This is a genomic window from Campylobacter pinnipediorum subsp. pinnipediorum (assembly GCF_002021925.1).
Taxonomy (GTDB): Bacteria; Campylobacterota; Campylobacteria; order Campylobacterales; family Campylobacteraceae; genus Campylobacter_A; species Campylobacter_A pinnipediorum.
Map to the genome: position 1 here is coordinate 297,646 of NZ_CP012546.1, position 12,454 is coordinate 310,099.

17 protein-coding genes are annotated in these 12,454 nt (G+C 32.1%); 11 read left to right on the forward strand and 6 right to left on the reverse strand.

Annotation, left to right across the window (positions count from 1 at the left end; all coding sequences use genetic code 11):
• Positions 1-76: 76 nt before the first annotated feature.
• From CPIN17260_RS01510 to ccoN, 5 genes are read right to left on the reverse strand one after another with little or no spacing between them, the layout of a single operon-like run.
• On the reverse strand, positions 77-289 hold the full coding sequence (locus tag CPIN17260_RS01510) for a DUF4006 family protein (protein WP_069637037.1): 213 nt from the start codon (positions 287-289) through the stop codon (positions 77-79).
• Entirely contained in the window at positions 289-1,164 is an 876-nt protein-coding gene (locus tag CPIN17260_RS01515) for a c-type cytochrome (protein WP_069637036.1), read from the reverse strand. The genes CPIN17260_RS01510 and CPIN17260_RS01515 overlap by 1 nt, the downstream gene beginning before the upstream one ends.
• Position 1,165: 1 nt before the next feature.
• Positions 1,166-1,375, reverse strand: coding sequence for a cytochrome c oxidase, cbb3-type, CcoQ subunit (locus CPIN17260_RS01520; RefSeq protein ID WP_069633322.1), 210 nt, complete (start codon positions 1,373-1,375; stop codon positions 1,166-1,168).
• 9 nt (positions 1,376-1,384) lie between these two features.
• Complete coding sequence (ccoO, locus tag CPIN17260_RS01525) at positions 1,385-2,050, reverse strand: cytochrome-c oxidase, cbb3-type subunit II (RefSeq protein ID WP_069633323.1); 666 nt, start codon at positions 2,048-2,050, stop codon at positions 1,385-1,387.
• Positions 2,043-3,530, reverse strand: coding sequence for a cytochrome-c oxidase, cbb3-type subunit I (ccoN, locus tag CPIN17260_RS01530; protein ID WP_069633324.1), 1,488 nt, complete (start codon positions 3,528-3,530; stop codon positions 2,043-2,045). The genes ccoO and ccoN overlap by 8 nt, the downstream gene beginning before the upstream one ends.
• A 252-nt stretch (positions 3,531-3,782) precedes the next feature.
• Between ccoN and CPIN17260_RS01535 the strand changes: the two genes are divergently transcribed.
• From CPIN17260_RS01535 to CPIN17260_RS01580, 11 genes are all read left to right on the forward strand, one after another.
• Positions 3,783-4,334, forward strand: a complete 552-nt coding sequence (locus CPIN17260_RS01535; protein ID WP_069633325.1) for a DUF507 family protein — start codon at positions 3,783-3,785, stop codon at positions 4,332-4,334.
• Positions 4,334-5,452 (forward strand): glutamine-hydrolyzing carbamoyl-phosphate synthase small subunit, encoded by a 1,119-nt coding sequence (carA, locus tag CPIN17260_RS01540; protein ID WP_069633326.1) that lies wholly within the window; start codon positions 4,334-4,336, stop codon positions 5,450-5,452. Before CPIN17260_RS01535 ends, carA begins: the two co-directional genes overlap by 1 nt.
• Position 5,453: 1 nt before the next feature.
• Positions 5,454-6,116, forward strand: a complete 663-nt coding sequence (locus tag CPIN17260_RS01545) for a sulfite exporter TauE/SafE family protein (RefSeq protein WP_078440453.1) — start codon at positions 5,454-5,456, stop codon at positions 6,114-6,116.
• On the forward strand, positions 6,109-7,326 hold the full coding sequence (locus CPIN17260_RS01550) for a PAS domain-containing sensor histidine kinase (protein WP_078440454.1): 1,218 nt from the start codon (positions 6,109-6,111) through the stop codon (positions 7,324-7,326). The genes CPIN17260_RS01545 and CPIN17260_RS01550 overlap by 8 nt, the downstream gene beginning before the upstream one ends.
• Positions 7,319-7,996, forward strand: a complete 678-nt coding sequence (locus CPIN17260_RS01555; RefSeq protein WP_078440455.1) for a response regulator transcription factor — start codon at positions 7,319-7,321, stop codon at positions 7,994-7,996. Before CPIN17260_RS01550 ends, CPIN17260_RS01555 begins: the two co-directional genes overlap by 8 nt.
• A gap of 42 nt (positions 7,997-8,038) precedes the next feature.
• Positions 8,039-8,395, forward strand: a complete 357-nt coding sequence (locus tag CPIN17260_RS01560; protein ID WP_069637032.1) for a hypothetical protein — start codon at positions 8,039-8,041, stop codon at positions 8,393-8,395.
• Between the two features lie 517 nt (positions 8,396-8,912).
• A complete protein-coding gene (locus tag CPIN17260_RS01565; protein WP_157887319.1) occupies positions 8,913-9,062 on the forward strand; it encodes a hypothetical protein in 150 nt (49 codons plus the stop codon).
• 534 nt (positions 9,063-9,596) lie between these two features.
• Entirely contained in the window at positions 9,597-9,884 is a 288-nt protein-coding gene (locus CPIN17260_RS01570) for a hypothetical protein (RefSeq protein WP_141071372.1), read from the forward strand.
• Between the two features lie 39 nt (positions 9,885-9,923).
• Positions 9,924-10,166, forward strand: coding sequence for a hypothetical protein (locus tag CPIN17260_RS01575; RefSeq protein WP_069637030.1), 243 nt, complete (start codon positions 9,924-9,926; stop codon positions 10,164-10,166).
• Between the two features lie 51 nt (positions 10,167-10,217).
• The gene (locus tag CPIN17260_RS09090; RefSeq protein WP_157887320.1) at positions 10,218-10,478 is read left to right on the forward strand and encodes a hypothetical protein; all 261 of its coding nucleotides are present in this window, start codon (positions 10,218-10,220) and stop codon (positions 10,476-10,478) included.
• Positions 10,423-11,868, forward strand: coding sequence for an autotransporter domain-containing protein (locus CPIN17260_RS01580; RefSeq protein WP_078440456.1), 1,446 nt, complete (start codon positions 10,423-10,425; stop codon positions 11,866-11,868). The genes CPIN17260_RS09090 and CPIN17260_RS01580 overlap by 56 nt, the downstream gene beginning before the upstream one ends.
• Before the next feature lie 153 nt (positions 11,869-12,021).
• Here the strand turns inward: CPIN17260_RS01580 and CPIN17260_RS01585 are convergent, their stop codons facing one another.
• Entirely contained in the window at positions 12,022-12,267 is a 246-nt protein-coding gene (locus CPIN17260_RS01585; protein WP_069633203.1) for a hypothetical protein, read from the reverse strand.
• Positions 12,268-12,454 lie beyond the last annotated feature (187 nt).

A 12,454-nucleotide genomic window follows, 5' to 3' on the forward strand; every position in this document is an offset into this window, starting at 1 on the left:
GTACTGACCAAGCGCAAACTATCCCAGCCACAGCTAGTAGCAATATTATAACTTTTTCTAATATAACTGACATATATTACTCCTTAACCATAAAATGTTTTTTGTTTTCAACGCTTTTTGCTTTAAGGCCATTTGCATTTTCTATCTTGTAAGGTTTTGTTGAAACATCTTGTTGGATAATGATTGCAAAATATGTCAAAACTCCCAAAATACTTAAAAGCAAAACAGTTGCTATTATCATTCCAGTTGCTCCATTAAGGGCGAATACAGATCTATTTTCGTTTTGCATTATTTACTCCTTGAAAGAGAAAGTATATATTCTCCAACTGCACGCTTTTGAATTTTATTTAGCATGTTTTCATTAAATTTAGGCATTACGCCTATATCTCCATTTTTACCACGATTTAAAACCATGGTTACAAAATCACTAGTGCCGTATGTGGTTAGATCAGGAAATACTCCATCCATTCCTTTGCTATCTTCGCCGTGACAAGCCGTGCAAGTTCCACTATATAGCTCTTCACCTTTTTGAACCAAGGCTTCATTTTTTGTAGCTTTTATGCCGGATATATTTTTTGCAACATATGCCGCTATAGCTTTTGCACTCTCTTCATCAAGCCCAAGATCGGAAGCTTTAGGCATCTCTCCACCATCAAAACCTAAACCTTTTGAACCATTAACGATAGCTTCATATATCCCTTCCTCGCTTCCCCATGTTTTTAGATTGGCTGCTTTGTTTTGCATACCATCTCCTATTATTCCATGACAAGGGGAACAAGATACTAAAAATATACTACTACCCATATCAACCAATGTACTTTGATCTAATTTTGCATGTTCTTTTGCAAATTTTGCATTATACTCTTTTACTTCTTCATTATACTCCCCTATTTGAGAGTATGAATTTAGTGGGTAACCAGCTAAAAAATACCATATAGCCCAAACCAAAGCCAATACAAAAGAGACAGCCCAGCCAAGTGGAGGATCATTTTTATATTCTTGAATTCCATCCCATTCATGTTCGCTTAAAGGCGCAGTTGCTTCGCTTTTATCTTTCATTTTGTTTACATATCTTCCAACTATTGCAACAGTCAGTATAACGATAGCAAAAGCACCAATTAATGATAATAGATTAATATTGTCTTCTAAATTTAACCACTGCATATCAAAGCCCCTTTTTGCTAATATTTTGCTCTAATATAGCACTGTTTAGGTCATCATCAAGTGCTAGATTAGAATATTTTTCATAATTCCTTCTTCCTGTTCTTTCTGACTTGTAAAGATGGTAAAAATAACCATACAAAACAAGCACAAGAGAAAGAGTAAAGAAAAAAAAGCCGTAAGCTTGAAGCTCTCTTATAGTTTGCATATCCATTATTATTCCTTATTTAAGGCTGTTTAGATAAGCTATAAGTGCTACTATCTCACGAATTTCGCCTTTTTCAAATGCATCTTTTATGCTTTGATCTTTCATCTGTGATACAATCTCAGAAGCTTCCATATTTACTTGTTTTTGTGTGTCTTCAAAACTTCCAAGTTTTGGCATATCAGGTTGATCATAAGGCACATTGAAAACTTTTTTAACCGTAAAAGCTTCTGCATAAGCTGTTTCTATATCTGCATTTTTAACAAACATATGGTTGTATGAAGGCATTATAGAGCCTGGAACTACAGATGTAGGATCTTTCATGTGATTTTCGTGCCAATCGCTAGTTCTATAGTTTCCTACACGCCATAAGTCAGGGCCTGTTCTTTTTGAACCCCAAAGATGAGGTCTATCATAAGCATATTCGCCACTCATAGAATACATGCCATATCTATTTGTCTCACTTTTAAATGGACGGATTAATTGTGTATGACAAGCATTACAGCTTTCTTTTATATAAACCTGTCTTCCTGCTAATTGTAAAACACTATAAGGTTTTGTTGTCTCCAAAGGCCTTGCTCTGTTTGAAAAATCAGGCAAAATTTCAACTACGCCAGCATAGGCTATCAGTATAAAAACTGCCACAGCAAAGAAAAATGGATTTTTTTCTAACCAACTAAACATGTGAAACCTCCGAATTTAAACCACCCATAGGAGTTGTATTTTTTGGTTCAAAATTTATTTTTGGTGCCGATAGAGATTTACAGATATTAAATACAAATATAAAAAATCCTAGTAAGTATAAAGCACCACCTATAGCTCTAATCCAATAGTATGGAACAAGAACAACAACTGTATCTATAAAAGAGTATAATAAGCTTCCGTATTGATCGGTGGCTCTCCACATCATACCTTGCGTGATACCAGCTATCCACATTGATGAGAAGTATAGCACAATACCAGTTGTTTGAACCCAGAACTGAACTTCCATCAAAGATTTTGAATACAGTTGGCGTTTAAACATACGAGGTGTCATATGATAAAGAGCTGCCATTATCATAAAGCCTATCCAGCCCAATGCGCCATCATGAACGTGTCCAGGAATCCAGTCTGTAAAGTGAGCCAAGGCATTTACTGATTTTATGGAAAGTATAGGACCTTCTAGTGTTGAGAACATATAAAATGTAGAAGCCAATATCATAAATTTTATTAGAGGATTTTCGCGAAGTTGAACCCATTCGCCTTTCATTGTTAAGAGTATGTTTATAGCAGAACCCCAAGATGGAAGTATTAATACTATAGAAAATATCGAGCCCATTGTTTGCATCCAGTCAGGCACTGTTGAGTATATCAAGTGATGACCACCAGCCCAAAGGTATATAAACATAAGACCCCAAAATGAAAATAATGATAATTTATATGAAAATATAGGTTGCCCACTCTCTTTTGGTAAGAAATAATAAATTTGTGCAATTATCGCAACAGTGAAGATAAATGCAACCGCATTGTGACCAAACCACCATTGAACTAATGCATCATTGGTTCCGGCATACATAGATACAGAGTGCACCCAAGAGCCATATCCAGATACTAATCTTGTTGGAATTTCCATATTGTTGAAAAGATAAAGCATAGCAACACCAAGAAATGTAGCTATAAAATACCATACAGATATATAAAGCGTCTTTTCTCTGCGAATTCCTATAAGCCCAAATATACTAACACCCCAAAGAACCCATACTACAACCACAAGCAAGTCAAGTGGCCACTCTAGCTCAGAATACTCTTTAGAAGTACTAATCCCCATAAATAGGCTAACAACGGCTAAAGCTATAAGTATGATATATAACCAAAAGTGCAATTTACCAACAGCCATCAAAAATGGCGATTCGCTCATTGATACTTTTAAAACACGTTGTCCTATATAATACCAGGTAGAAAAGATACCAGAAAGCATAAAACCAAATATAATCCCGTTTGTATGCAATGGTCTTAAACGACCAAAGGTTGAGTACTCTCCTGCTATATAATTTAGGTCAGGATATGCCATCTGAAAAGCGATAATAACGCCAAGAAGCATACCAACCACACCAAAAACTAAGGTAGAAAACATAAACAGTTTAGCTACACTATAGTCGTAACTTAATGTCTGACTAGGTCGCATCAAAACCCTCCTTGTTAATTTTACATTAAACAATAATATAAGTTTTATTATTTTAAGATAAAAACTATATAAAAAAACTTAAAAAATATATTTTTATATTTATTTTAGTTAAAAATACACAAAAAGCATATTTATTTTTTAAATCAATCCAATAAAAAATATATTTATTATAAATGTTTTTAAATTGTCTTACTTTTAACACTTTTTTACTTTTATTTAGCTAAAATAACCAAAAAATTTAAAAGGGTAAATATGCGTATCAAACTTCCGCACACACCATATATAGCACGAAAAATAGCCATAGATTTATTAAACTCAAAATTTGTAACACTAAATGCAGGCATAGAGCCTATAGCTGAAATAGCTCAAGACATACTAACACAAGATGTAAAAAAAGAAAAAGCACTTGAAGAAAAAGTAAACGAGCTTTTAGAGAGTAACGAAGATGAAATGGATCTAATGCAGATCGATAGAAAAAATATGTTTTGGCTTGTTAAGAAAAAACTAGCCTCTGAGTTTGATGTGATTTTGTCTTTTGAAGATAGATATAGTAATGTAGCACATATTATCTTAGATGCTCTTTTGGATGATGTTTTGATAGAGTATAACGTATCAGAAAATAGAGTAAAAAATATCATCTATAACTCAATAGATGAATATCTAAAAATATATGAAAAGATAGAAGATGATGTTCTTGATAAGATAGAAAACTACAAAAGAAAGCTTATACCGGGAAGCGAAGAGTATGACTTAGTATTTGAAAAGCTATACCAAGATGAGCTTCAAAAAAGAGGTATGCTTTAATGGATGCTTATATCTACATAGAAAATGGAGTTTTTTTAAAAGCAAAAGCATTTGGAGTAGGTGGCGAGTGTGCTGCCGAGCTTGTTTTTAATACATCTCTAACAGGCTATGAAGAAATACTTACAGATCCTAGTTATGCAGGTCAGTGTGTGGTATTTACTATGCCAGAGATAGGAATTGTAGGCATAAACGATGATGATATGCAAAGCCCAAAGATACAAGCCAATACCATCATTGTAAGAAGCTACAACGAATTTGACTCAAATTTTAGATCTAAAAAAACTCTTGGCGAATTTTTCAAAGAACAAGGAAAATTTGGTGTTTATGATATAGATACAAGATATCTTACAAAGATGTTAAGAGATGAGGGTGCCTTGATGGCATACATCTCAACTACTACAAGCGATAAAGAAGCCTTAAAACAAAAGCTACAACAGGCAGGACATATACAAGATACAAACTATGTAAGCAAAGTAAGCTCAAAACAAAGCTACACCCACAACACGGCATCTTGGGATAATATATCTCAAAGTTACAAAAGTCTAAAAAGTGTTGGCAAAAAAGTAGCTGTGCTTGACTTTGGAGTAAAGAGTTCTATCTTGAATGAAATTTGCGAAGTAGGCATAGAGGTAGAGGTATATCCTCACGATACAAATGCCGATATTTTGATAGATAAATTTAAAAACAAGCAAATAAACGGTATATTTTTATCAAATGGGCCAGGCGAACCTAAAAAACTAACATCACAAATAGCCGAGATAAAAAAACTCATCCAAGCCAGAGTGCCTATCTTTGGCATCTGTCTAGGTCATCAGCTCTTATCAAATGCCTTTGGATATCCTACTTACAAGCTAAAATTTGGACAACACGGAGCAAATCATCCGGTACAAAATTTACAAACAAAAGTCATAGAGATAACCACCCAAAACCACAACTATAATGTCCCAGAAGAGATAGCCGAAGTAGCTGTCATTACCCATAGAAATTTGTTTGATAACACTATAGAAGGTGTAAAGTATAAAGACTATCCTATATTTTCAGTTCAGCACCACCCAGAAGCAAGTGGTGGGCCAAATGAAAGCAGGTATATCTTTAGGCAGTTTTTAGACATACTCTGATATGCAAGAACTCAGCTTTGCGACTATAATAGCTGTTGGATTTTTGAGTAGTTTTAGCCACTGCATAGGTATGTGTGGCGGTTTTTTGAGTTTGCAGTCTATTGCCGTGCAAAAAAAAGATAGACTTTCATCATTTTTACTAAACTCATCATATCATATAGCTAGAATTGTCTCATACTCATTGCTTGGAGCTATCTTTGGAGCTTTTGGCGGTGTCTTTGCTATCTCTTCAAACTCTAGGGCTTTACTCTTTTTTATTGTAGGTATCTTACTCGTACTTCTAGCCACAGCACTTTGGATTCGTGGAGGATTTTTACACCTTATAGAAAACGACAAAATTTCAAGACTCGTAACTAAGAGTATATTGTCACTAAGCAAAAAAGGCTTTTTAGGCTTTGCTCTTGCTGGATTTTTAAACGGTCTTTTACCTTGTGGCTTGGTTTATTATTTCTTAACTATGTCTATCATAAGCGACTCAGCTCTGCAAGGTATGCTTATAATGTTTGTATTTGGAATAAGTACACTACCAAGTATGCTAGGTGCTGTTACACTTTTTGGCTTTATCTCCGTGAAATTTAAACAGACTATGTTTAAGGTATCACTTGCGATCATAATGATAAACGGAGTTTATCTAGCATTTTTAGGATATATGGCACATGGATGATATAAAAGATAAATTTGAACAGTATCAGTATGCTATAGAGGCAAGCAACATCGTATCAAAAACAGATATAAATGGCATCATCACATTTGTAAACGATGAGTTTTGCGAGATGAGTGGATACACCAAACAAGAGCTTATAGGTAAAAATCACAATACAGTAAGGCATCCGGATGTAAGTCAAGATGTGTTTAAAAACCTATGGGATACAATACTGTCAAAAAAAGTCTACAAAGGTATAATCAAAAACCTCACAAAAGACAAAAGAACTATCTACCTACACACTACTATATCACCCATCCTAAATTCAAAAGGCGATATAGAGGAATTTGTAGCTATAAGGTATGATACTACTAAGCTCATAGAGCTAAATGAACAGCTTATATCACAAGAACAAGAGCTAAAAAAGCTAAATGAAAGCTTGGAAACGATAGTCCAAGAAAAGACCATGGAGTTAAGGGGCTTAAATGAAAATTTGCAAGATATCATAAAATCCGAAGTTGCTAAAAACGAAGAGCAAACAAAGATCATACTAACTCAGTCTCGCCTAGCATCTATGGGTGAGATGATAGCAAATATCGCTCATCAGTGGAGACAGCCTCTAAACGAGCTTAGTATTACACTTTTTAAAATGAGTAAGGATAAAAATAAATTCAACGAATCCTATGAAAAATGCAAAAACATCATAAAAAATATGTCAAACACGATAGAGGACTTTAGAAATTTCTTCTCCACAAGCAAAGCACCAGAAGCATTTTTGATATCTGATGCCTTGCATGATTCTATTATGATGCTTCAAGGGACATTTGAAAAAAAGCATATAAATGTCTCTATAAACACCGACTTTGATACTGAGGTCTTTGGCTATAAGTCTAAACTAACGCAAGTCATACTAAATATCCTAAACAATGCCAAAGATGCTTGCATAGAGCGAGATATAAAAAACAAGCAGATAAAGATAACCACATCACAAGAGCAAGATCTAGCTGTCATAAGTATATGTGATAATGCAGGTGGTATAAGTGATGAGATCATAGATAAGATATTTGAGCCTTATTTTACTACAAAGCACTCATCTCAAGGAACAGGCATAGGGCTTTGTATGTCAAAGCTTATCATAGATAAACTAAAAGGTGTTATAATTATCAAAAACAAAGACAATGGAGCTTGTTTTAGTATAAAAATACCAATAAAAGGAGAACTTAGTGAGTGAAATTTTACAAAATTTAACAATACTTTTCGTAGAAGATGAAAACGAGACAAGAAAACTCATGGAAGATGTCTTAAAATATGAATTCGCTAAAGTCATAGTAGCACAAAACGGCGATGAGGGTCTTAAAAAATTTAAAAAATATACCTCAGATATAGTAGTCAGTGATATAGCTATGCCTATACTAGATGGGCTTGATATGTCAAAAGCTATCAAAGAAATATCACCATCTACACCTATAGTGCTTCTTTCAGCATATAGCGAAAAAGAAAAACTCCTAAAAGCTATAGAGCTAGGTGTGGACAAATATATCTTAAAGCCTATAGATATGGATGAGTTTTTGCTATCTCTAGCTCACATAGCAAGTTCTAAAATAAGCTCCACCTGTATAGTGGATATATCAAAAGAGTATAAATTTGATAAAACCAAACGAATACTTATAAAAAAAGACAAAGAGATAACTTTGACAAAAAAAGAGCTAGCCTTTGTATCATTACTGGTAAAAAGACTAGGTACTGTTGTGCTGCACGAAGAGATAAAAGATGTGGTATGGATAGGCGAGAGTGTGACAGAAGCTGCCATAAGGACTTTTGTCAAAAGGATACGCGACAAGACCGATGAACGCTTTATCAAAAATGCTCCAGGTCTAGGATATAAGATAGATATAGAATAACTACTTACATTATCACTCCAAGATATACTTTAGCGGTTTGGAGTGATATTACTCTTTGATTTACTAACAAATTATTTTAATAAAGCCAAAGAACTTAAATTTTATCAAGATATAAAAGCAGAATTAAGTAAGATAGTTGAAAATCAAAAAGAACTATCAGAAACAACAAATAATCTTAATAATGCTGCTGCAATAAAAGGTGCATTGAAAAAGATTTTAACAATGGTAAAAGAAAATCTTTTGGTTATTTCAGATACTGGTTTTACTTTTCCTAATTTTAAGGAAATTGATGGCAAACAAGTTAGTTTACAACTTATAAAAGAGGGAAGTGAATCTAAAATAAAAATTATGCTCTGTGAAGATGAACTAGATACTTTGAACTTAGATTTAAAAAAATGAAATTTGAACCTAGGCAAATTGAGAAAAATGACCCAACTCTTAAAGCATTAGTAACAAAACAGACTTTAGATTTTAATGTTGATATAATAAATAAAAAAAACTGAAAATAACAAAAAATTAGCTTTAAAAGAGTATGTTGATGCTGTATTAATAAGTGATGCTGATAATATATTTAAAACAATATTTGTAGTGGCAAATGAGTCGAAAATTAAAGGTTTTAAAAAAGGAGATATAGAAGCAGATGATAATACAGCTAAGATTGCCAATATAATAAACAAGCTAGTGCTGCAAAGAAATTAGGTAATAATGTAGATCTTGCAAATGTACCACCCCCTAATGAAATCACGCTATCATTAACAGCAAATGAAGAACCAATATTAACAATTATAGAAATAACAAAAGACAGAAAAAAGATAAAATAAAACTAAAAAGTGCAGATAATAATACATTGGTCTATACTCCAAATTCAGACAATAACCAAAAATCTATCATTGGCTTGTTTGCCGAAGATGCTAAATTGAATAATACTAATATTGACACCTTGGTAGCAAAAAAAGACAATAATACAGATTTTAGTAAAATAAAAGAAACAACAACAAAAGAAAAAGATAAGGCTGAAAAACTAAAAGTATTAGATCAAGTATTAAAAATAATCTTACTGTTTTAGCAACACGCAATTTATATACTTATACTAACACTCGTAGCGCAACAAGACTTGAAGTTGTAGATACACCAGTAAAAAATATATTGGATGAAGCAACAAAAATAAAAGATTTAATACCTACTACTTAGGGTCTTAAAATAGAATTTGAAAATGCAGACAGCACTAATGCTAAAAAAATAGCATTTGCATTAGTTAAAGATGTAGATGAGGTTAAATTAAAAGTTGCTTTCGATACTACTGTAGACAGATTTAGCTTATCAGAACCAGCAGGTTAAGATGGGCAAGTATCAACTAACAAAATCTTGCATCATATCAAGTATAAACCAGCCAATTCAACTTCTACTATCTCTAAACTTAAAGATGATAGTCTAGGTACTGACTATAAAATATCAGAGAATAAACTAAAAGGAAAAATAGAAGAAACATTTGCGCCAACAATAAAAAAGCAAATGCATATACTAAGAAGAGTAACCTTTTAAATGCTATAGAGGGTAGAATAAAATCTATATTGATTTAACAACAAAGCTAACCTTGAAAGTGACAGATGATCGTACTTTGACAGCACAAGATACGAAAAATAATAATGCTGTAAAAGAAATTTTAAAAGCTGCAACAGAATTTGCCACAGTAAATGATAATAGTGTAATAGCAGGAGATAATACCATAACATTAAAATTTGTTGATGTTAATGGAAAAAGTGTTGATATAAAATTAACTCCTGGAAAAGATTATAATAATGCTTCAAAAATAGAAATAACTTCTGGAGACAAAACTAGCACTATAAAACTTGGCGGATCTAAAGGTAGTGAAACTTTAACTTTTTAAGCAAATAATCATGTATTTTGGGCTAAATCTAGACTTAGTATGTTAGATTTAACTAACTTACAATCAGATAGTTTTAATACTAAAGTAAATAAAACTAAAGATAAAGCTAAGACTTTAAACAAGTATACTTTAGATAAATTAAAAGATTTTTATGATGTTTTCTATCTACAAGGAAAAATAAATGTTTTAGATACGCTTTTTGGTGAAAACAAAGCAAATGATTTAGAAGCATTAAAAAATGGAAATGTAGAAGGTTTAAGCGATGCCACTAAAACCGCATAAAAAATATACTAGAAAAAGCAAAAGCAGTTTGCGATAAATCTGATATAGCTTTTGCACTTAATCCCCGTAGAAGGAGTAACATTAAAATTAGTAAAAGGAGCTGACAATATATTTACTATAGAAGCCGAAAAATCTCTAACTGAAAAAGATACATTCAGCCTAAAAGATGGCAAACTTGTTTTTGTAACAACAGACAAGGTAGATACTCCTGATTCTATATTGCATCTATTGGCAAAAAATAGCAGAAGCAACATTGGTGGCTATAAATGCAGGAGAAGTAGCAACTACAATAGCAAAAGAAGTAGAAGCTAAATCTAAAGAAGTAAATGCATTGCAAGATGCTTTAGCAGAAACTAATGTTAACACAGCTAAAGCTAATAAAGAACTAAAAGAAAAACAAGAAGCATTAAAAAAAGCACAAGAAGCTTATGAATCAGCTACCGAAGCAGAAAAAGTTGCTAAACTAGAAGCGCTTAATAAAGCTAAAAAAGAAGTAGCAGAAGCTAAAAAAGAAGTAGGTGATGCTAATGCTGAGCGTGCTATGCATGCGGTTAGAAAGCTAGATAGTATAAGCAAAAATGTAGCAGAGTCTTTAGGTGATATATCAGCAGATAATAAAGTGTTAAGTAAACTATTTTCAGAAGGTGTTAAAAAAGAAGATATTGTTAAAGTAGTTAAAAACGTAACAAGCTCTGTAACAACATCAGTTGATTCAATGGCTAAAATATCTAATGTAGATATCATTAAGTTTAATACAGATCTTTCAACCGCTACAAGACTTGCAAGTCTAAGCAACCCATTCAATGCTGATTTAGCATTAGCAAGTGCTATTAAACATTTAAAAGATGATAGCTTTGCAAGTAGTGACGACAGTGCATTAATTAGCACAGTAAGAGAATACACAGATAGATTTAACTATGACAATAACCTATGGGGAAGTGTATTAGGTGGCAAGACAAGTGCTAAAAATGGTGTAAATCCAAAAATCTTTGGTGTAACTCTTGGTTATGATAAGAGATTTGATAATATGATAGTTGGTGCAACTACAACTTATACTCAAACAAAAGCAGATAGCAGTAATGTAAATCTAAAAGGTAAAAATTATCAGTTTGGTGTATATACAAGAGCATACTTTGATCAAAACGAAGTAGATGCAAAGATCAACTTCAACTTTGGTAAAAACAAACTAGAAAGAACTACTTCATTTGGTAAAACAGATGCTAAGTTTGATTCATTTGCTACATCTTTTGATATAAATTATGGTTATGTATACAACCTAGAAAACGACCTATTTGTTAAGCCACTTGCTGGATTTGAGTACTCTTACTTAAAAACAAAAGGCTTTACTGAAAACGGTGCTGTAGGTGCATTGTCATTTGGTTCAGTTAAATCTAAAGTTGCTGCATTGAAAGCTGGTGTTGAGTTAAGAAAATATGTAGACAATAACAACTACTTCTATATAACTCCAGGTGTTGAAGGTGAAGTTTATAAAGATTCTAGCGATATGAATTTAAAATTTGTTGGAACAAATAAAAACTTCAAACTTAACTCTGATGATAAGAAAAATGCTTATTTCACTGTAAAAACAGGTGCTAATTTCAACCTAACAGAGAGCCTAAGCACAAACATCAACTTCGGTACTAAACTTGGTAAGAACAAGTTCTACAACGGAACCGTAGGCGTAAGCTATAAATTTGACTAAGATTTATTAGTCTTATACAATAACAGCAGGGTAACCCCTGCTGTTATATACTATATTTTTTTAAATCAACTAAAATACAAATCTCAATACTAAAATAAATAAGCAATATTTTTTTATGATAAATATATCTATATATATGTAAAATTTTATCTATCAAATACATATAAACATAAAGATAGCATATATATACTTGAGATACTTATGCATTATCTTTTTAAACTTCTTTATTGTTTTTAATGCTGCTAGCTTTGTATGATTATATTTTTTGAATTTTGCACTTATGCTAAATTCATATTTTATATCAATCATAAAAGATACAATACCTTTTGTCTTAAGTGTTTTGTGCTTATTTAAAATTTTATCTTTTGATTTTTTATCTTTATTATGTATAAAATTCATATATTATCCTTTTAGAGATTTTAATCTTTAAGCTAAATATATGTTTTGTGTTTGATTTTTTTATATTTTTTTGAGATTTTTATAATTTATGTATAAAAAATTAAATATTTTGTTTTTTCTTGATGTTGGATTGAAAGTCGTTTGTATAAAAAATCATGCCTAGTAGCCTTATGATCATACTAGGCAT